General features: G+C 36.1%; 18 protein-coding genes. All 18 read right to left on the bottom strand.

The window, feature by feature from the left end; genetic code table 11:
• Positions 1-126: 126 nt before the first annotated feature.
• The 18 genes from AWW78_RS09445 to AWW78_RS09365 all read right to left on the bottom strand — a co-directional run bounded on the left by AWW78_RS09445 (position 127) and on the right by AWW78_RS09365 (position 19,811).
• Positions 127-1,302 (bottom strand): glycosyltransferase family 4 protein, encoded by a 1,176-nt coding sequence (locus AWW78_RS09445; protein WP_075426253.1) that lies wholly within the window; start codon positions 1,300-1,302, stop codon positions 127-129.
• Positions 1,299-2,393, bottom strand: coding sequence for a glycosyltransferase family 4 protein (locus tag AWW78_RS09440; protein ID WP_075426252.1), 1,095 nt, complete (start codon positions 2,391-2,393; stop codon positions 1,299-1,301). The genes AWW78_RS09445 and AWW78_RS09440 overlap by 4 nt, the downstream gene beginning before the upstream one ends.
• Positions 2,390-3,337 (bottom strand): FkbM family methyltransferase, encoded by a 948-nt coding sequence (locus AWW78_RS09435; protein ID WP_047133528.1) that lies wholly within the window; start codon positions 3,335-3,337, stop codon positions 2,390-2,392. Before AWW78_RS09435 ends, AWW78_RS09440 begins: the two co-directional genes overlap by 4 nt.
• Positions 3,338-3,340: 3 nt before the next feature.
• Positions 3,341-4,552: a glycosyltransferase family 4 protein gene (locus AWW78_RS09430; RefSeq protein ID WP_075426251.1), complete on the bottom strand. Its 1,212-nt coding sequence runs from the start codon at positions 4,550-4,552 to the stop codon at positions 3,341-3,343.
• Complete coding sequence (locus AWW78_RS09425; protein WP_075426250.1) at positions 4,553-6,784, bottom strand: hypothetical protein; 2,232 nt, start codon at positions 6,782-6,784, stop codon at positions 4,553-4,555.
• Positions 6,759-7,130: a hypothetical protein gene (locus AWW78_RS09420; RefSeq protein ID WP_047133526.1), complete on the bottom strand. Its 372-nt coding sequence runs from the start codon at positions 7,128-7,130 to the stop codon at positions 6,759-6,761. The genes AWW78_RS09425 and AWW78_RS09420 overlap by 26 nt, the downstream gene beginning before the upstream one ends.
• Positions 7,131-7,270: 140 nt before the next feature.
• A complete protein-coding gene (locus AWW78_RS09415) occupies positions 7,271-8,650 on the bottom strand; it encodes a T9SS type A sorting domain-containing protein (RefSeq protein ID WP_075426249.1) in 1,380 nt (459 codons plus the stop codon).
• A gap of 96 nt (positions 8,651-8,746) precedes the next feature.
• Positions 8,747-10,039 (bottom strand): (Fe-S)-binding protein, encoded by a 1,293-nt coding sequence (locus AWW78_RS09410; RefSeq protein ID WP_047133525.1) that lies wholly within the window; start codon positions 10,037-10,039, stop codon positions 8,747-8,749.
• A complete protein-coding gene (locus AWW78_RS09405) occupies positions 10,029-10,673 on the bottom strand; it encodes a hypothetical protein (protein WP_047133524.1) in 645 nt (214 codons plus the stop codon). The genes AWW78_RS09410 and AWW78_RS09405 overlap by 11 nt, the downstream gene beginning before the upstream one ends.
• A gap of 18 nt (positions 10,674-10,691) precedes the next feature.
• On the bottom strand, positions 10,692-10,934 hold the full coding sequence (locus AWW78_RS09400) for a sulfurtransferase TusA family protein (protein WP_047133523.1): 243 nt from the start codon (positions 10,932-10,934) through the stop codon (positions 10,692-10,694).
• Between the two features lie 22 nt (positions 10,935-10,956).
• Positions 10,957-11,427 carry a DsrE/DsrF/DrsH-like family protein gene (locus tag AWW78_RS09395; protein ID WP_047133522.1) on the bottom strand — a complete coding sequence of 157 codons (471 nt, stop codon included), beginning with the start codon at positions 11,425-11,427 and terminating at the stop codon, positions 10,957-10,959.
• A 21-nt stretch (positions 11,428-11,448) separates the two neighbouring features.
• Positions 11,449-11,745, bottom strand: a complete 297-nt coding sequence (locus AWW78_RS09390) for a MerR family transcriptional regulator (protein WP_276325954.1) — start codon at positions 11,743-11,745, stop codon at positions 11,449-11,451.
• Positions 11,746-11,755: 10 nt separating this feature from the next.
• The gene (locus AWW78_RS10875; RefSeq protein ID WP_276325953.1) at positions 11,756-11,902 is read right to left on the bottom strand and encodes a MerR family DNA-binding transcriptional regulator; all 147 of its coding nucleotides are present in this window, start codon (positions 11,900-11,902) and stop codon (positions 11,756-11,758) included.
• A 214-nt stretch (positions 11,903-12,116) separates the two neighbouring features.
• Positions 12,117-14,708 (bottom strand): FlgD immunoglobulin-like domain containing protein, encoded by a 2,592-nt coding sequence (locus AWW78_RS09385; RefSeq protein WP_075426248.1) that lies wholly within the window; start codon positions 14,706-14,708, stop codon positions 12,117-12,119.
• Between the two features lie 190 nt (positions 14,709-14,898).
• The gene (gene argS / locus AWW78_RS09380; RefSeq protein ID WP_047133521.1) at positions 14,899-16,551 is read right to left on the bottom strand and encodes an arginine--tRNA ligase; all 1,653 of its coding nucleotides are present in this window, start codon (positions 16,549-16,551) and stop codon (positions 14,899-14,901) included.
• Positions 16,511-16,942, bottom strand: a complete 432-nt coding sequence (gene rsfS / locus AWW78_RS09375) for a ribosome silencing factor (protein WP_047133520.1) — start codon at positions 16,940-16,942, stop codon at positions 16,511-16,513. Before rsfS ends, argS begins: the two co-directional genes overlap by 41 nt.
• Positions 16,939-17,385: a LytR C-terminal domain-containing protein gene (locus AWW78_RS09370; RefSeq protein WP_075426247.1), complete on the bottom strand. Its 447-nt coding sequence runs from the start codon at positions 17,383-17,385 to the stop codon at positions 16,939-16,941. The genes rsfS and AWW78_RS09370 overlap by 4 nt, the downstream gene beginning before the upstream one ends.
• Positions 17,382-19,811 (bottom strand): penicillin acylase family protein, encoded by a 2,430-nt coding sequence (locus tag AWW78_RS09365; RefSeq protein ID WP_047133519.1) that lies wholly within the window; start codon positions 19,809-19,811, stop codon positions 17,382-17,384. Before AWW78_RS09365 ends, AWW78_RS09370 begins: the two co-directional genes overlap by 4 nt.
• Positions 19,812-19,843: the final 32 nt, after the last annotated feature.

The raw sequence follows: 19,843 nt of genomic DNA, 5'->3' as shown, positions 1-19,843 counted from the left end.
TATCTTTATTCGACGTTAGTTTGAATTATTTATTGTTTCATTGCAGCGTCTGGAACAACTAATGTAATTTCAGGATTTCTTATTCATTGTTTTATTTTCAACTTGCCTTTTGACTTGACAATTTAATCACAACAATGAGTTGTAAACGTTCTCAATTTTTCTGGCGACATCTTCAGCGTTATAATTTTGAACTACAAACTCCCTTGCCCTATCTCCCAAATCTTTTGCAAACTTTTCATCGCATAAAACTTTCTTTAACGCTTTATATAACTCAAGGAAATCAAAAGGTTGAACAAGAACTGCTTTATCCCCTACTACCTCAGGGATGGAACCACTAAGAGTTGTAACAACAGGCTTTCCGCAAGCCATGCTCTCAATTAAAACCATCCCAAATTGCTCCTGCCATCTTTGAGTTGGAACGCTTGGAAGAACAAAGACATCAGCTAGGTTATGATATTTAGGCATTTCATTATAGTCAACGAATCCCACAAAAATAACATTTCTTGATATGCCTAAAAACTTTACAAAATCATTAAGGACATTCGCTAACTCGCCCGTCCCTACGATTAATAACTTAACAATGCTTGGATCAACCTCTTTATCCATAAGTAACAACTTAAAAGCGTTCAAAAGTACAAAGACACCTTTGTGCCAATGTAATCGTCCCGAAAAGAGAATAACTTTATCTTTTTCATTTATTCCAAGCTTCCTCATTAATATCTTATCCTTCTCCATGGGTTTAAATCTACTCAGATCAACCCCAGGTTTTATTACCACAATTTTTTCTTCTGGAAAACCCTCAAGAACAAGAGACAGTTTAGCCCTTTCCGACTTAGCAATAATAACATCAACAGCCTCTTTTAATTTTTTGAATCTTTTGCTTTCGACGAATCTATAACCTCTAGATGCATAAGCAAATGGTATATTTTGCCACTGCGTTATAACTAATCTTTTATCGTATTTTAACCTGGCTTTTGCTGCTTGATATGTGTAGTAATACTCAACATCAGCAGAATGAATTATATCGAAACTCTCCAAGACCCTTTCAAGTCCAAACATCTTTTGCCAAAATAGTTCATAATAAAAAATATGCTGATAAATTTTTCTAATTTTAAAACTTCGCGGAAACAAAATCTCAAAATCGTAAACAGAAGGAAGTTTAATTATTTCTATACCATCAACCGAAAAAGGATTTTTTAAAGAACAGATCCCTGTAAACTTAAATTTATCTTTTAAAGGATAATAATATTGAAGCTCAAATGGAGATAGCCCATTCCCTCTGACCAACGCTACTTTTTTCATTTTAAACTTTTTATGAGTTTAATTAGCTTCGCCAAATTCTTTTCCAAATCCAGCGCCTTAGCTCGTTCAATTCCAAGTAAGCTCATTTTTTTCTTTAAGTTGGCATCTTTTAAAACATGAACAATTGCACTTGCCATTTCTTTTGGATCATATGGATTTATAGTTAATCCCGCTTCACCAACAACTTCAGGGAGCGACGAGTTACCCGAAACAATAACAGGACAACCCAACGCCATCGCTTCAAGGGGTGGTAAACCAAACCCTTCATAAATAGAAGGATAAACACAAACATCAACTTCACGAAATAGTTTTATAAGTTCATCATCACTTACATAGCCTAAATATTTTACACCTTTTCCCTCCTTTGAAAGTCTTTCCAACTTCTCTCCTAAATCTTTAACCTTCCAGCCCATCTTGCCACAAATAATCAATTCTATATCCTGAATTTCCTTCTTGGCAATTTCAAAAGCTTCAAGTAATTTGTCAACCCCTTTTCGTGGCTCGATTGTTCCCACATATAAAACTTTCCTTCCCATGAAATTCTCCCTTGGAATCATCGGTTTAACAAACGAACCAAGTGGAACAACGTTTATCTTGCTCTCGCTTATCCCCCACTCTTTCATCATGTCCTTTTTCGTGAATTCAGAGTGAACAACATATAAAGTTGGAAAATTTTTAAAGAATATGCCGAAAATTTTAAATGTAAAAGATGTTAAAAATGGGAAAAACTTCGGATAGTGCCAGGCGATAATATCAGGAACAATTTGAAGTATTTTTGTCTTTTTATGAAAAAATGGATAGAACTTATAGACTAAAATTGCCCAGGGCCTAATGTTAGCTATGACTAAGACAGGATTTTTATAAACAGTTTTTAAAAATTTATTAACATAAAATAATGATGGTGGAAATGTATGTATTGAAATCTTGTTGCTTTTTGTAATATCCTCACGAAAATCAGCCTTGTTCCTCGGCGCAATTATATTAATGTGTTCAACCTCAGCATCTTGAACTAAAAGATTAATTAACTCTTCATTTACTCGCTCAATCCCGGTTTTCAGCTTAACAAATGAACCAATAAAGGTTAATCTCATGATTTCATGAAAACTAAGTTATCTGTGTATAACTTTTCACCAATTATCTTATATCTATTAAGTAATTTTTCAAAATATTTTGTTAAATCACGCGCAAATTCAATGGCGCCATCTTCATTTATAATGTAGGTTCTATAGCCTAATTTGATTGCAAATTCAAGAACATCTTTATGGAAAGTATCAAAGTTATCAACCCAAGTTTCAAGAATTATAATTGGATCATATTTCTTCAGAATTGTTTCAGCGCCTTTCAAAACTAAAAATTCCGCCCCTTCTACATCAACTTTCATAAAGGTTGGGATCAATTTAAAATTTGAGCAAAATGAATCAAGCGTTATTGATTTAACAGTAAATCTAACAGGTTTAAATTTACGTTCCTCCGCAACCATTGCAGAGTAAGTTTTAACTAACGTTGATAGTGTTGAAAGTGATGAAAAAGAGTATAGCTCTACTGGCCCATTTTCATCTGAAACAGCATAATTTAAAATAGTCATATTATCTCTCTTGTTTTTCTGTAATATCTTAAACACATTTGGATCGGGCTCGAAAGCGACAACCTTTCCACTATCTCCCACCAATTTAGAAGATAATATGCTATAATAACCTTGATTTGCACCTATATCAAAAAATATATCACCTTTAGATAAATTTTTTATTAAAAACTTTGTTGCTCTTACCTCGCAGTCTTCTTCAACGTACGCATTATAAAATTTAATCCCATAATTGGGCGGATAAGTTAAATACATTTCTTCATCAAAAAATAATTTAACTTTAGAATTAATAGCTACCTTGTCCCTTAAAAAATTGTGCAGAATTCGACTTAAGATGGATACTTTAACCGTCCAAAGAGGGTACTTTAAAAATTTTTTAAATTTGCTTAACCTAAATTTTTCAATAATTTTATTCAACTCTATGATATACCTTCCCCTTTCTATCAAATCCATATCTCACTTTGAAATTAAATTTTCATAAAAATCAATATTTTTTATAACAATTTTCTTCACATCAAAATTTTGTCTGACAAAACTTAATGTGGTTTCCCTATCCTGATTTCGATTTTTTACCTCCATCAAAGCAAACACCGTTTTCTCAATGAATTCATCAACTGTATCCGCAATCAGAACGCTATTAACACAACCATAATCAATACCCTCAATGCCAACGCTTGTCGTAACAACAATCTTACCCATCGCCATCGCTTCAATTATCTTGACCCTTATTCCGCTTCCCGAAAAAACGGGAACAATCATCACCCCTTTCGACCCCATAAACTCACGCGCATCTTCAACTTCGCCAATAAGTTCAACATTTGGAAATTTTGAAATCTTCTTCGAGAACTTCCACAAATGTGGATTTCTCCCAGCGATGTAAAATTTTAAATTTGGAAACTTTTCATAAACCCTCGGCCATACATTTTTCAAAAACCATTCAAGACCCTGCTGATTCGGAAACCAATCTAACGCACCAATGAAAAAGAGCGAGTCAGATTCTTTACCTTCACTTGGATTATAATTCTCAATCTCAATTCCGGCAGGTGCAACATGGATTGGAATTCTACAACCACTTTCTTTAAAAATCTTTGCATCTCTATCTGTAATGGCAACAATACCATCAAAACTATTTAATACCCCAAGTTCATACTTTTTCAATCTCCTTGCCTGAATTTTTAGCCATAATTTTTTCAGCAATGATTTTTCCCACTCAGCATATCGTTCAAGTATTTCATATTCAATGTTATGCGCTCGTAAAACAACTTTTGCTTTTGAATTTTCCCTTATCACATTAAGATACGGTGCAAGGTATAACCCTTCAAGCTGGACAATATCAAATCTATTGTTCTTTAAAAGCTCGATCAACTTTTCTTTAAACTTATCCGAAGAGCCATATCGCCAAATATGATATGATTTCTTTTGAAATAAATTAACCAAAAGATATAAAGGTCTAATTTTTGTGTCAACATCAACAGCGTAAAACTTGATCATATTCCTGAGCTCAGTTGGAATTTCTTCGATCTTGAATCTTCTTTTATATGTGTTCATCGCAAGAATAGTCACACTGCACCCCAAACGCGAAAGTTCCTTAGCATAATTTAATGTTACAATGCTTCCACCATCCTTAGGTGGATACGGCATTTTATGTGCGAGGATCAAAATGTTCACTTACTTTTGAAACTTCTTTTTTAACATCCCTATAACATTAGGAGCAAGTGAGACAAAAAACAAAGCAATTATAAAAAGGTTCAAGGCTAAGCTGATCTTCCCTCCGAGTTCAAATTTTTCGTCTTTGTAAATAAATAAAACCTCATGTTCACCGGGTGGAACAACAACCGCTCTAAAAACATAATTCGCCCTATAAATTGGAGCTTCTTTGCCATCGATAAAACATTTCCATCTTGGATACCAAACTTCGCTTAAAAACAAGAGGTTATTTCCAGTTGCTTTTACCTTCAACTTTATTTTCTGGATTTGATATTCCATGATTTCAGCGCTTGCGCTTTCACCGGGTGGATCAACTTTTACATCCAGCGAATCTTTAAGAAATACAACATCACGAGGATTGAAATCAGCATTTTTCATCCTTAAAAGTATAGTCAAAGGTTCAGTAACCTCATAACGGTTTACCAAAAACGCCCTCGGTAGATAATTTGGGTTAAAAATAACTTTTTTCGTTCCGTTAAAAACAAGATTGCCGTAAATCGAGTCATATCTATCACTTATGATATACTTAACATTTAAGAGATTCAAAACAAATGGGTTAAGGATTCCAGCGACATCTATTAAATCTTGATACGCTCTAATTTTTGCACCGTGATAGCCATAAACATTTTGAAGACGATATAATGCGAGATGGTTCGACATTACCGGTTGTCCACCCGAAATTTCTAAAACACGATAAAGGCTCGTGTCCCGTTTAATGTATTCAACATAATCAGGGGGATTATAAATCGAGCGGAGCTCTTCTTTATCTGAATAGTGAAGTGTTATGCTATCAACACGCCATAAATCAAACAACACAAGTGCAGCAATTCCAAGGTTGAATAAGTTTAAACTAATCCTCTTGGATATCAGTAAATAAATTAAGCCAGATGAAAAGGCTAAAAGAATAAAGAAAATTCGAAAATCCTTTAAGAAGTTATCAAAGATAAATTGATAGACATGAGGTGCAATTCTATTGTAAAGTTCCTGATTTACAAAACCAAAATTGTTGCGAATTACAATTGAAATTGCTTTATCATCGGCAAAAAGAGATCGATAAATATCCGAAAAGAAACCCTGAAATATAAAGGTAAGGACAAACAAGATTATAAAAGCGAAAGATAAATTCTTGAAAATATTTTTTACTTTTTCCGAACTCCCTGTTTTATAAAAATCGATAATCGCGTTTAATCCGTATCCAGCAAGTATCGGAGCTGCAAACATAACCAGAGATAAAATCATACTTGGCACTCTAAATCGGTTAAAATATGGAACATAATAAAAGAAAAGATCGTAAATTAACGGAAACTCTTTACCAAACGAAATTAAAAGCGAAATCAGGGAAAGAATGACAAGAAACTTAACAAAAATATTCTTTTTAAAATTGAAAACAGCTCCAACAATCGCCAAGAAAACAACGACGCCACCAAGATAATTCGCTGCATCAGTAAATGGCATCGGTCCAAAGTAAGTATTTATACGAACGGTTTCCCCACCAGTTAAAACGCCTGCGTAATTTCTCCATCCAAATCCATATATGGAAGGAATTACAAAAGTGAAAACTTCCCCAGGGCTAAATGACCATTGAGTTGCGTATTCATAATCAAGCCCTGTTTTTTGAGGGTTGGACTTTTGTGCTTCTTGTGCTTTAATTTTTTCAGTAATTGGTGGCTGCCCCCTTATAGAATATTTGTTGTACTCAAGAACAGTTAAATACTTATCAAGAAAAATTCCAAATGTTAAGATTGTAGCAAGGGCAAAAAGAAGCCCGGAACGAAGCAGGCCAAGCAGATTCTCCTTTTTAGAAATCTTGTAAATCAAATAAACAAGATAATAAAGCGCAATAGTAAGATAAACATAAAACATCATTTGAATATGTGACGCGGAAAATATAACCCATAAGACGATTACGAGCAGAACAAAGTATAATAATTTAAACTTGTTTGTGAGTTTATCAACTAGCAATAACGCATATGGAAGCATTGACATTGTAATAATTTTCGTCTGGTGGCCAACAGTGATCCAAACGATAAAAAAGGTTGAAAAAACTGTCGCTAAAGCTACAACAAAAGAAATAAACCTACCAAACATCAAATGCCTTGATAAAAGGTAAACACCTATAGCCATAACGACGAGATAAAAAACCATATAAAAAACTATATCAAAAACTTCACGACTTGTAAAAAAGACTCGCAATAGTATTTAAAATAAAACCGTGTACAACACCGATTAAATCAAATGGTCTTTCAGGTCCAACACTTAAACTTGCATACCCTGGCATTCCCGAAAAAATATAAGGATTCCATAGAAGCGGAACTTTTTGGTTTCGAGCGTCTTCAATTAAAGCATTCCAACTTTTAAAGGCGATTATATCACCCGAAATAAAAATTTTACCCTTGAACAACGATTCATTAAAGAAAATAAATAGCGAGGCAACGATCAGCAAAATATAAATTAAAAAATGATATTTTGGATCAATTATCTCCCGTGTCTCCTTTCGCTTTCTCTCAGTTTGCTTAGGTGTCCTTTTCTTTTCTGGCATAATATGTTGGGTTAATTTTTAACTTTTAAAAAGTTAAAAAAATCACCCAAAATTTCAAAGAGCAAGTTAAACAAAAAACGGGGGCAAATTGCCCCCGCAGGCAGCTTAAATTTCAAAATTCCAAATGAATGAAAAATTCTTTACTTCAACAAAACCATCTTCTTGTAGTCACTAAATTCTGGCGTCGTAATCTTGTAAATATAAATACCACTTGGTAAGTTGCTTGCATCAAAGTTAACCTTATGTATCCCAGCGCTATACTTTACATTTGAAATTAAAGTTTTAACCTCAACACCAATTGAGTTGTAAATTTTCAAAGTGACATTTGTTTCTTTGGGCAGGTGAAATTCGATCGTCGTCGTTGGATTGAACGGATTCGGATAATTTTGCAGAAGTTTAAATTCCGATGGGATAAGTTTAACAGCATCTTTTACAGAGACAGCCATTGAAAGTTTTGCCATTTGATCAGAGGTCAAAGGCGCAACATATTGACTGAGTTCCTGCCTTAAATCAGTTCCAGATTTCAAAAATACCCATTTCGTTGGATCAGTTGCTGAATCAACCTTACCCGTGTAATCAACAAAGTCAAACTTCAAAGATGTTTGCCAATTTGGTGGAACAGGTATAACTCCCTTGGTGTTGATTAATTTTTTCTGAGCAGTATCCCACTTAACAACATAAATCTCACCAGTTTGGTTATAAGTTTGAACATTGGCATTATTATGGCACTCTGAACATTTCCTTGTTGAATCTTTCGGCATAATAACATGGGACCTATACGGAGCTATGGTGACAAATGACTTACCCTGGTATGTTAAGCTCATCAATGTTCCTGAATATACTTTCCCTTCTGGCATTCTTCTAACCAAAAGTAAAAAGTCCCGAATTATACCATATGGTCGTTTAATCTTAGCCTGAATTTCACTCTCAAAGTGGCAGTTGTAGCACGAAATAACTGTCTTAGCATGACAAGCGGTGCAATGAACTTTCGCTGAATGAATATCATGGGCAGTATTGCTAGCAAGTGGTGAATGGCAGTTTTCGCATTTCACTTCTGTTGCACCGGGATCAAGCCAACTTTGATATGAATTGCCATCTCCGTGCGTTTCTTTCTTTGTGTGGCATGTCATACATTTGAAGCCTTTCGCAAAGTGAACATCAACTCCGGGATAAAGTGCTTTTTCATTCTTTTGCCTGCTATGGCATTTAAGACAGATGTCATCTGAAACAGTTGTACCCTGTGAAAAATTATGGCAATCATAGCAATCAGGGGTATATGTAGCAGGATCAATCGGTGTCTCATCTGCCTTTGTGCCCGGGTGACATTTCAAACAGTTTACATCTTCAACAGGGATATTTGTAATATTCTCAAATCCACCATTTGCACTCTTATACCAGGTGCGTTTGCCTTCTCTTGTCTTATGAAGACTCGTTCCAAAGTTGGCAGGATCCTGGGCAAAGATCAAAGTTGATAAAAATGCTGATAAAATAATCCAAATAACGAAGTAGGATTTTCTCATGGCTTGTCGACCTCCTTAGTTTTAGGTTTTGTTTTTTATCGCAATTTACCTTTGGTTTTTACCACCAGGTTATCACCCGATGGCACAGGTGCTTAATTAATTTGAACTTGCATAAGCTTTCTTTCTATATAAAATTGCATTTGCAACCAGGTCAACAAGCCCTTTCACTTCAACACCAAGATTATAGTAATTATTCAAATCACCAAGCTGAAGCTTACAATTTTCACAAGCTGCAGCTACAATTTTCGCACCCGTTCTCTTTATCTGTTCAGCCTTAGGTTTGCCAGCTCTCATTCTTTTCTCGTAATATTCAGGCAATGCTACAAGACCTCCGCCTCCACCACAACAATAGTTTTCTATCCCATTCGGATTCATCTCACGAAAATCTTTTACAACAGCCTTTAAAATAATTCTTGGTTCTCTAAATATACCTCCCGTTCTCGCAAGGTTACACGAGTCATGGTAAGTAACTGGCTCAGAATTAGCTTTAGGGTCAAGAGTTAATTTACCTTTTTGGATATATTCAGCAACAACTTCAACTACGCTTCTTATTCTAAATGGAAATTTCTCAGCAAACCAATTTGGGGCATCCCACACAAGAGCAGCACAAGCATGACCACATTCAGCGACCACAACTTCCTGAACTTTCAACCTTTTTGCTTCATCAATTATCCTTTTGGCAATTTTCTTCGCCCTCTCAACATCACCAAGAAATACCCCATAATTCGCAGCTTCATAAATACTCAAAGTCCAATCTTCACCAACTTCGTTAAAAATTATCGCTGGCGGAATAATCGTATGCGCACCCGCAAGCCCAACATATAAAACCCTTGCGCCTTTCTTCTCAACTGGAATTTTTGCTTCTGGATTACCTGTTAATTCCTGAAGTTCTTTTTCAAGCTGTGAAATTTGCTGAAGAAACATTTCTTTGAAAATCTCTGGATTCTCTCCTTTAGCTATCGCTGAATCAGCAAGCATAACCAAAATCTCAGGTGCTTTCCCAGTAGCAGTTGCCATTGCTCTTATAGTTCTCATAACTAATGGGGTATCCACGCCAAGCGGACAATTAAAAGTGCATCTTCTACACAAAGTGCATTCAGAAAAAGCCATTTCAACAAGCTTGTTAAACTTTTCATCATCAAGTTCTTCGGCGTCTACAAGCCATGATACATATTTACCAAAGAAATTATGCTTCTTTCTATATATTTTTCTCAATTGTTCTGCTCTATAAGCTGGCACATGTTCAACTTTAGGTTCGGCTACATAATAATGGCATGCTTCAGCACAAATACCACATCTTGCACAAACTTCAAGTGCAGTTTTTAAAGGTTGATTCAACTGCTTTTCCAAAATTTCAAGCGCTTTTTGAACACTCCCATTATTTGCCATAGCTTACCTCCGTATATTTATGGACAATTCCCCTACGCCCAAGATGAACTCCAAAGAAAAACCTTGAAAAGAAGAAATAGAGACAATGCCTTATTTTCCCAAGCGGTGCGTAGAAAAGAGTGATGGCAGAAATTAAATACATTGGGGTTGTAAAGCTTAAATCAATAAGCGAAAGAGACACAAACATAAGAAATAAACTAACTAAAAAAACCGAGATGAAATCATCTACCGTGCTTACTTTGCGAAGATTTTGCTCAACAACCCTCATTATAACACCAGCGAATCCCATAATCGCCCCAAGCCCAGTTATAAATGCAAATAAATTTACAAACAATGAATTAATTTCAATTCCAAAAAATTTTAACAAAAGAACTAAAAGTGCAGTAAATATACCCACATGGAAAACAACCCCTCGCAAATACGAAATCCAATGCCTTCTCGTGCTCTCCTTCATCCAAGGTAACATTCCAACAGTGAACGAATAAAGCACACCAATTCTATGCGAACCCTTAGGCCGTGCATAATCGACAGGAAATCTAAGTTGTTTAGTTTTATAGTAATGATAAATCAATCCAACCACAAAAAATGCAAATGAAACAATTGCTACAGCTTTTGCTAAACCAAGCAAATCCATAAATTTTCTCCACTTAATTTATTTTACCTTTTTAATCAAAAATCTGTATTCCTTATCCCTCTGTTCAATTGAAATGAGCTCTTGTCCACTTGTCTTTGCCCATGCTGGAACATCAGCCATAACACCTGGATCTGTTGCTATACCTTCAATAACTGCTCCAACAGGCAAATCCTTTATTGCTTGGGATAATTTTACAATTGGCATAGGGCAGAGCAATCCTTTGAGATCAAGAACCAAATCTACTTTTACTTGTTCTGTCATTTTAGCCTTTTCTTTTTTGTTTTTAAATAAATAATGTGATTTTTGAATTTCTTGCTTCTTCAAGAAAAGTTGCTACCCCAGCTGGCTGCGAAACCTGGGGTATTAATTTGTCTTGTGTTAATTCCATCACTTCCATACTCATTTGACATGGGACAAGTTTAACACCAAGTTCAATAGCCATATTTCTAAGTTGATCCAACATCGCTACATTTTTCGCCTTCATCATTTTTTTAAACATCCACCTACCAATTCCACCAAAGTTCATTTTGCTTGGACCGACACCATTTATATCTTTCAGCATAAAACCAAGCAATTTCCCAAAAAAGCTTTTTCCGGTTTTTTCTGATTTTTTAATTGCTTGCAATCCCCAGAATGTGAAAAACATAGTTACTTCCATTCCTGATGCTGCTGCTCCAGTTGCAATAATGAATGCAGCCATCAACCTATCCATATCACCACTGAAAACTACCATTGAAAGCTTGTTTTGCTCCATTTTTTCTAAATTAGTTTGTTTTTAAATAGCTGACTTTTCTATGTATCGTTTTAAAAGCTCTTTCAACTCATCACAACTTTTAATAGAATTATAAACTGGACACTCACGACATTCATTTGTAGCACAATCTCCCTTCAAACTTGCCTTATGTAACCAACACGGCCTCTCATAATCAACATATGCTGGGCAACTATATTTAATATCATCCTCACAACCTTTAATTTCCCAACACGGGATCAAGGCTAATAACCTTCTTATACCAGCAATACTTATCTTCTTCTCGCTAATCGTCCTCTTTATGCACTCTATCCTTTCCATATCTACCTGGCTAAACAACCTGTGACCACTTTCCTTTTTTGTAAGGAATAATTAAACCTTCTCTTTCATACATTCTTATCGTATGCTCGGAAATTCCAAGTCGCTCAGCGACAACACTTATTGGGAAGACTGGATCTCTTTCGTTAATTGGTTTCATATAGTTTTTACTCTAAAAAATTTAGATTCACAAATATAGTTTTTCAAAAGCTATGCCATTTGGAAATTATTGGAAGATAATTATTTTACTTTTTACAAGGCGGGGAAAATGTAGAGAATAGAGACATAAAATAAAGGCGGGTGCAAAATAGAGACAAAAAAGCCCGGGTTTGAAACCCCGGGCCTTTGAAAGAAACGAAGTTCAAAGCCTTTAATTACTTGATGAGAAGCATCTTATTCTTCAATACCCTATTTCCTGCCCTTAAAACATAGAAATATGTTCCAGAAGCATAATTGCTGCCGTCAAACTGCACAACATAATGCCCTGCTCTCATATATTCGCTCACAAGCGTTGCAACCTTTTGCCCAATGACATTGTAAACCACAAGCTCAACCTGTGCATCCTCGGGCAAACCAAATTTAATCGTAGTAACTGGGTTAAACGGATTAGGATAATTTTGACTTAAATAATAGTCCGTTGGTATTCCATTATCGACAACCTCAACAGAAGTTGGTTTCGAAAGATTCAATCTATAGATATTGGACTTAACAGATGGTGATTTCTTATCCGTAACTTCAACTCTCCAATAAAGCACAAGCGTCGTGTCACCGGTTGGGAATAACGGGAAGAGCTGAGCTCCTTTCACATATTTTACTGTGTCGGTTAAAGTATCAACCATAACGGTGCTTGTGGAAGTGAAGTTTTTATCATTTGCGAGTTTAAAGATATAAATCAATGTATCCTCAGGGACATTCCCATCTTTTGCCTTATTCCACACAAAAGTTACGGTATCAGTTGAAAGGATATGAACAAATGCACTATCTGCAGGTGAGACAAGTGTTGCAGCAGACGGTGGTAAATTCACAGTTATAAAGTCAGTTGCATAATATCTTGGTGAAATCTGATATCCGCCTGTATAAACGGTTGTACCTGAAGTGAATTGGGTTGCAATCCCAATAATGCTAACGGGATATTGCGGTTCAGGTTGTCCATCAATATCGGTATCAGCATCGATTCTGACAGTTAAAGTTTCAGTTTTTGCAAATGACACGAAACGCATATTTGCATCTGAGCCTGAAGCTGGCCAAGCCGGCGAAGTTGAAGATTTCCAAAGTGAATCTAAACGAATAAGTTGTCCTTCGTAAGATTCAAAGTTTGAAAGGAATTCAGAAACAGCAAGCTTCTTTGGGGCTGGTAAAGGATGATTTTTCCAAAGAACCTTTATAGATGTTGAATCCCCAGTCAATGGCTCAATTTCAGTTAATCCTCTAAAAACTGTAATCTTGCCTATGACCATAAGATAATCGCCAAGATCAAAGGTTAATACAGTGCCAGACTTAAAAACATTTAACCCGGCTGTTTCATCCTGAATATAGTAAGAGGTATTCCCTGAACTAGCAGTATAATTTGGCGAGGTCACAACCCCATAAACTAAGAGCGTATCACCAGTGTCCATATAATCAGGCTTATAATCGCCATTTTCATCTTTTCTTGCTTCTTTAAGCGTGACGAGTTTGGCTGCTTTGCCAGATTGTGATATAACAATAGGGTCAACCGCCTTTGTTGTATAAGAATTCGGTCCAGATGGTGGGGCATACATCCTCAAACGTTCAGCGGAAGGATTAGCATAATAGATATTACCAACAACATCAACCGCTATCGCATGGCTTCCCGAGGTACTTGTACTTGGGACAAACAATTTCTCAAAAGAAGGTGGATTTGTGAAAACCACCTTGAAAACCCCACCATTCGTTCCCCTAACTCTTGCATAAAGTATATCATCTACGTTTGTATTTTGATCAGCTCCAGAATAAATCACAATATGCGTCACATTATCCGGGAGTTCAACCGAGTCAATAACACCAAGGGACGTTCCAGTCCATTTAAACTTATAAATTTTCTTATATGATGTTGAGCTTGCACCACCTGCAACAAATACATATCCTGAGTCATCAATTGCAATATCTCTGAAATAGGCTACTCCAGCTAATGAATCAGTTGATAAAATTTCATGACCTGTCTTGCCAATTCGGTAAATATATTTATCACCGGTGACATAAATAATCGTATCCCTAACATTTATCCCCCTTGGTAAAAACGGCAGTGAAAACGAATCAACAAGCGTTGTATCATAATAAACCCTAATCTGCTTTAGCGTGTTGTAAGTAACATATGCTTTGCCATCTGAACCAATTGCGATGTGCCAGGGATCGAAATCGGAATTAACAAATGTCGCTGATCTATCGAATTCAGTCACAAGCGTTCCAATAGGATTCACCTTTATCATACGATTATATTGATAAAATGTCGTTGATTCAGTGATATACATAAAGCCAAAATTTTTGCTATTCGGATCCCTGTTAATGTCAATATCCCTATTGCTTAAACCAATCCCAGCGCCAGTATAAACAGGATTTTCCCAAACCTGTGTCCACGCACTATATCCACCCAACTGTTGTGCTTTAACTTCTACAACCCAATTTCCAGTTGGAGCGGTAGTGCCATCATCAAGCGTTCCATCCCAATAAACGCTATGTTCACCTTGCGTTAAATTATAAACTGTTATTGTCTTTGCATGTGCTGGATTAACATCATGATAAATTTTCACCTCAACCACAGAAGCGGAATCATTCAAAGTAAACCATATTAACACCCCCGTCCTATCTGCAAAGCTTCCATCAAACGGTGTTTTACCATCCGGATTTGTAAATCTGATATTGCTTGCATATACATCGGCAAAAGCTTGATAAGCAGGGAAAGAAATTAACAAGATTAGGAAGGTAAAAATAACTAACTTACGCCACATAATATTTCCTCCGTTTTTGTTTATGTTTCATCCTAAAATAGGAAATTATTTTCTTAAAGTCAAGAAAAATCGCCCGAAAATTATCACATCTAAAAATTTCCGAAATCACCCCGCTCACGATGCTTCTCTCAAGATCGCACCCAAAACTATCACCTAAAATTAATAAAGAGCATCAAAGGTCATCTCAATTTTACATTTTCTCAGGTCTTGAAATTCCAAGTATTTTCAGTCCATTTGCAATAACGATTTTTGTCGCTAAACATAGCGAAAGGCGAGCAAATGTCAAGTCCATGTCGCTACTGTTAACAACTCTGTGTCTATGATAAAATCTATGAAAAGCCTCCGCCACCTCGTTAAGGTAATTTATAATTTTTAATGGTTCCAAACTTAAATATGCTACCTCAACCACATCTGGAAATTCACCCAATAACTTAGCAAGATCAACCTCTTCTTTTTCACGAAGCAACTCAATATTTGCACTATCTATTTTTTCAACCTTAATGCCCGAATCCTTTGCAAATCTTAATATACTTGCTATCCTAGCATGCGCATATTGGAGATAATAAACTGGATTTTCCTCAGATTGCTTCTTCGCAAGATTTAGATCAAAATTCAAATGGGCGTCTCTACTTCTGTTTAAGAAAAAGAACCTAACGACATCTGGGGTTACTTCATCGATTAATTCATCGAGTGTAATATAATTTGCCTTACGAGTTGACATCTTAACAACTTCGCCATCTTTAACTATCGTGACGAATTGATAAATTAGCACCTTGACTTTCGATATATCGTATCCTAAAGCATCAAGCGCCCTTAATACATCTGGATATTCAGCGATATGGTCTGCGCCGAAAACATCGATTATTAAATCAAACCCTCTTTTAAATTTCTCAATATGATACGCTATATCCGGTAATCTATAAGTCGGTTCACCTGTGCTTTTGACAAGAACTTTATCCTGTTCCCCGCCAAGTTTAGTAGCCATAAACCACTTTGCACCATCCTTTTCATAAACATAACCAAGCTTTTCAAGTTCCGAAACAACATCCCATATCTTTTTTTCATAAAGCCAATCCTCATTATAGAACACGTCAAATTTAATTCCCAATCTTTCCAAGGTTTTCTTTATGTCATCAAAAATAACGGATTCCCCTTTCTCCTTAAAAATCCTCAAATCGCTTTCGTTCTTAAGTGAATCCCCATACTCCTCCAACAACATTTTAGCAATATCCTTTATATACTCACCCTGATAATATTCCTCTGGATAATCAATTTTCTCACCAAGCAGTTCAAGATATCTGAGGCGAATTGAGTCAGCAAGAATTTTCATCTGCCTGCCTGCGTTGTTGAAGTAATATTCCCTCGTTACATCATATCCAACCCATTCAAGTATATTTGCAATCGTATCCCCAAGAACAGCGTTTCTGCCGTGTCCAACGGTAAGCGGTCCTGTTGGATTCGCGCTCACAAATTCAACATTTGCTTTCTTCCCCTTTCCAATCGTAAGTCTTCCAAAATTTTCACCTTGATTTAAAATTTCGTAAATCCTCCGAATGTAAAACTTGGGGGTAAGTTTAAAGTTTATAAAGCCCGGACCCGCAACCTCAACCTTCTCGATCAACTCCGGCTCTATATCAAGGTTTGCTACAATTTCACCAGCTATTTCTCTTGGGGCTTTTCCAACTTTTTTGGCTATCAACATCGCAATGTTAGTTGCAAAATCCCCGAATTGCTCATTTTTAGGTTTATCAAATGTGAGATCAATTCCGTCCAGCTGAATTCCGAGCTTATCGAGTGCTGTTTTAAGTTTTTCCCTTAGATATTCCCTCGCCGATGGAAACATCTTCCTTATCGCTTCTCTTTTTTGTTTTAGCCTTTTTTCTTACGCTATCTTCAGTTATATACTCAAACTTTGCATCCCCCCAAAATCTCTCAAGTCCATAAAACTCTCTGGCTGGTTTCAAGAATACATGCACAACTACATCAACATAATCAATTAAAACCCATGTCAAATTCGTATATCCCTCAACATGCCATGCTTTTATTCCCTTCTTCTCAAGCTCCTCAACGATGTGATCAACTATCGCCTTTAATTGAACTGACGATTCCGCAGAGCATATCACGAAAAAATCTGTAATCGTAGTTAACTTTCTTACATCCGCTATCACTATATCCTCTGCCTTTTTCTCAAGCGCAAGCAGTGCTGCACGCTTAGCCAGTGTCTTTGGCCTCAAAAACTTTCTCCATCTTTGTTTTTAAATGGCTTTAACATGATATAATCTTTGCCTATTACAACAGTAAATTCATTGTAATAATTTGATTTGGACCGAACAATTTTACCTTCATCTATGCCAAGTGCTTTTGCTATCACCTTCGCCGTATCTGGCCAGCCAACATGATCAATGATAAAACTTTCGTTTACAATCAAATCGTAATTCCCATAGTCAATAACATCGAAACCCTTACTTCTTAAGTACTGCGTTATCTGAAAAGCAACATCTTCAACTCCGCATCCATTTAACACATCAATTTGATAAGATGGATTTTCAACACTGATCTCTTCATCTGAAAATTTATGTTTCCCGTTTAAAATTTTCAAAAATAAAAAAACTAAAATCGCTACGAAAACTACCCCCAAACCGACAAATATTATAACATTTGAACCCTTCCCTTTCATTCCTGCGGAACAATCTTTAATATCTTAGTAGTTTTTTTATTTTTTAAGCTCTCCAGGCGCATCTCTATTTTAACATATTCTCCGTTCAAATAAAGCCGTGTTTGATTATCATAAAACTGACTCATAATCTGCCCTGATGCTCCCGCTGGTATAACTGAATATAATAAATTTTCTGAAAAATTAACAATTTGACGCATGGATGGACCAAGGACGCAATTGAAAGGTTTCAACAGGCTAAAACCAGCGTTATTAACAGTTGTCCCCGCTCCCCCAATTTCAAATGGACCAAGGTTAAAGATTTTATCAAGTGGTTTTCTCAGTCCAAGTGGATGAACAAGCTCAAGTTTATGAACTTTTCCCCAGTGCCATGTTAATATATCATCTCCAAGCTGTTTCTTTAAATCAAACATACTTTTCAAAAAGCTTTCTCTGATAATTTCATCCCTTGTCTCAATTTTATTTTTCGTTCTAACATCATCAAACCAAAGTGTATCATTTTCAGTTATCAATTGTTTCAAAACTCTTAATGGAATGCCAGAATAAAACACAAATTTTTTATAAAGTCCCTGCCCAAGTTCATCTTCAAATGTATTCTTCATCATCTCAACAAGAAATGCATTAAAAATCGTAGTCGCTATGTCATCACGAGAAAAATTATAATTCCACCTTTTTAAATAGTCAAGTCCCTCTTTTACTAAACTTTCTTTAACGTCAATGTTTTCAAAAGCACGGATTATATATGGCGTTAACTCGCGCGCATAATGCGAAAAATAGTCAAGTTGCAGTGATTTAAAATCATCAATACTTAATTTCCCTTTTGACGAGAGAAATTCATTAATCCTCATCGCCCTGGATTCTGGCTCCCACAGATAGCTTATGTAGTAAGGATAATTATCGGGGACAGTTTTATTATTTGCAGTTGCTATGAAATTCTCGGGTGGATTTAAAAGATTCGGTTGCAAATTAAATGGGACAAAATCAACCCAATCGAAGTCACTTGTCTCACCTGGATTTAACAATAAAGGGTTTAAATTTTTTCTTACTGGAATTTTCCCGGCGCAATAGTATCCTATATTTCCATATATATCGGCATAGATAAAATTTTGCGCCGGAACTGTAAAGAACTTAAGTCCTTCTTTAAACTCCTCCCAATTTTTGGCACGATTAATTTTATAAAAAGCGAGAACTTCATCTGAGATCAAATTTCCAGTCCATTGCATTGAAACCGCCTGTGAAGGGATATACTTCGAATCAAGATCACGTGCATACCCTGTAAAGCTAAAATTATACACATCGCTTATAATCGGACCACGATGGGTTGAAAGAACTTTAAATTTATATTTCCCCTTGCCCCTTACATTTATTTCCTCTTCTCTTTCGGTAAGCTGAACCCATTTGCCGTTGTAGAGATACTTTGTCCCAGATGAATCAATTTTCTCAATATAAAAATCGGTATCATCAAGCATAACATTTGTCAAACCCCAAGCTATATAATTATTTCGCCCTATAACTATTCCAGGGGTTCCTGGAATACAAACGCCAACCACATCAAGCCCACCATTGTTCAAGTGCACCTGATACCATATTGATGGAAGCGAATGTGGAAGGTGTGGATCATTCGCAAGCATTGGTTTACCACTTGCTGATTTCTCACCAGAGACGACCCACGAATTGCTCCCAAGCCCATCCGAAAGCATCCCAAACATTTCTCTAAATCGCATATTCGCTTCAACAAACTTACTCGATGGCGGAACATACTTTTTAATTATAAGCGGTGCGTTTTCAGGATATTGAGGGACTATCTTTCTAAACTTTTCCTCACCCACTTTCGATAAAATCTCTGAAAAAACTGGCTCAGTCAGCCAAGCAAAATTCAACTGCCACGCAATTAGCCTTGTAATTAAAAGGCAGTCGGTTATGCTCCATTCTTCAGGTTCATATTTCAGCAATTTAAATTCAATGGGATAATTCCCTTTGTGTGTCTGTATAAAATAGTTAACACCATCTGAATAGGATTTCAATATCTCGATCGACTTTTCACTGAGATACTTTTGCATCTTTTTAGCAGTTTCATTGAGGGAAAGCGTTCTGAAAAGTTTATCAACCTCAAGTGCGTCAACCCCGAATATTTCCGATAATCTTCCCGCAGCAATTCTTCTCGACAGGTCCATTTGCCACAACCTATCTTGTGCGGTCACATAGCCAAGCGCAAAATAAAGGTCGTGCTCATTTTTTGCGAATATGTGAGGTATTCCATACTCATCCCTGTAAATATAGACGGAGTCGATCAAAAGATGTGATTTTAGTTCCCCATCAATTTGTGGGTGCGATCTTGTAACAAGTTTGTAAGATAAAATAATCACAGCAATTAAAAGAACGATTAAAGTAAATGAAATCCCAGCGATAAATTTCGCCAGCTTTGACATAAAGTTGTTTGTTATGTTTTTAGTTTTAAAAA

Origin of the sequence: Candidatus Kryptonium thompsonii, assembly GCF_001535985.1 — a bacterium.
GTDB lineage: Bacteria > Bacteroidota > Ignavibacteria > Kryptoniales > Kryptoniaceae > Kryptonium > Kryptonium thompsonii.
This window is presented reverse-complemented; position numbering and strand designations above follow the sequence as displayed.

Bases quoted from the DNA above. Each gene is read 5' to 3' on its own strand.
- AWW78_RS09445 (WP_075426253.1), bottom strand. From the start codon at position 1,302: ATGAAAAAAGTAGCGTTGGTCAGAGGGAATGGGCTATCTCCATTTGAG.
- AWW78_RS09440 (WP_075426252.1), bottom strand. From the start codon at position 2,393: ATGAGATTAACCTTTATTGGTTCATTTGTTAAGCTGAAAACCGGGATT.
- AWW78_RS09435 (WP_047133528.1), bottom strand. From the start codon at position 3,337: ATGGATTTGATAGAAAGGGGAAGGTATATCATAGAGTTGAATAAAATT.
- AWW78_RS09420 (WP_047133526.1), bottom strand. From the start codon at position 7,130: ATGCCAGAAAAGAAAAGGACACCTAAGCAAACTGAGAGAAAGCGAAAG.
- AWW78_RS09415 (WP_075426249.1), bottom strand. From the start codon at position 8,650: ATGAGAAAATCCTACTTCGTTATTTGGATTATTTTATCAGCATTTTTA.
- AWW78_RS09410 (WP_047133525.1), bottom strand. From the start codon at position 10,039: ATGGCAAATAATGGGAGTGTTCAAAAAGCGCTTGAAATTTTGGAAAAG.
- AWW78_RS09405 (WP_047133524.1), bottom strand. From the start codon at position 10,673: ATGGATTTGCTTGGTTTAGCAAAAGCTGTAGCAATTGTTTCATTTGCA.
- AWW78_RS09400 (WP_047133523.1), bottom strand. From the start codon at position 10,934: ATGACAGAACAAGTAAAAGTAGATTTGGTTCTTGATCTCAAAGGATTG.
- AWW78_RS09395 (WP_047133522.1), bottom strand. From the start codon at position 11,427: ATGGAGCAAAACAAGCTTTCAATGGTAGTTTTCAGTGGTGATATGGAT.
- AWW78_RS09390 (WP_276325954.1), bottom strand. From the start codon at position 11,745: ATGGAAAGGATAGAGTGCATAAAGAGGACGATTAGCGAGAAGAAGATA.
- AWW78_RS10875 (WP_276325953.1), bottom strand. From the start codon at position 11,902: ATGAAACCAATTAACGAAAGAGATCCAGTCTTCCCAATAAGTGTTGTC.
- AWW78_RS09385 (WP_075426248.1), bottom strand. From the start codon at position 14,708: ATGTGGCGTAAGTTAGTTATTTTTACCTTCCTAATCTTGTTAATTTCT.
- argS (WP_047133521.1), bottom strand. From the start codon at position 16,551: ATGTTTCCATCGGCGAGGGAATATCTAAGGGAAAAACTTAAAACAGCA.
- AWW78_RS09370 (WP_075426247.1), bottom strand. From the start codon at position 17,385: ATGAAAGGGAAGGGTTCAAATGTTATAATATTTGTCGGTTTGGGGGTA.
- AWW78_RS09365 (WP_047133519.1), bottom strand. From the start codon at position 19,811: ATGTCAAAGCTGGCGAAATTTATCGCTGGGATTTCATTTACTTTAATC.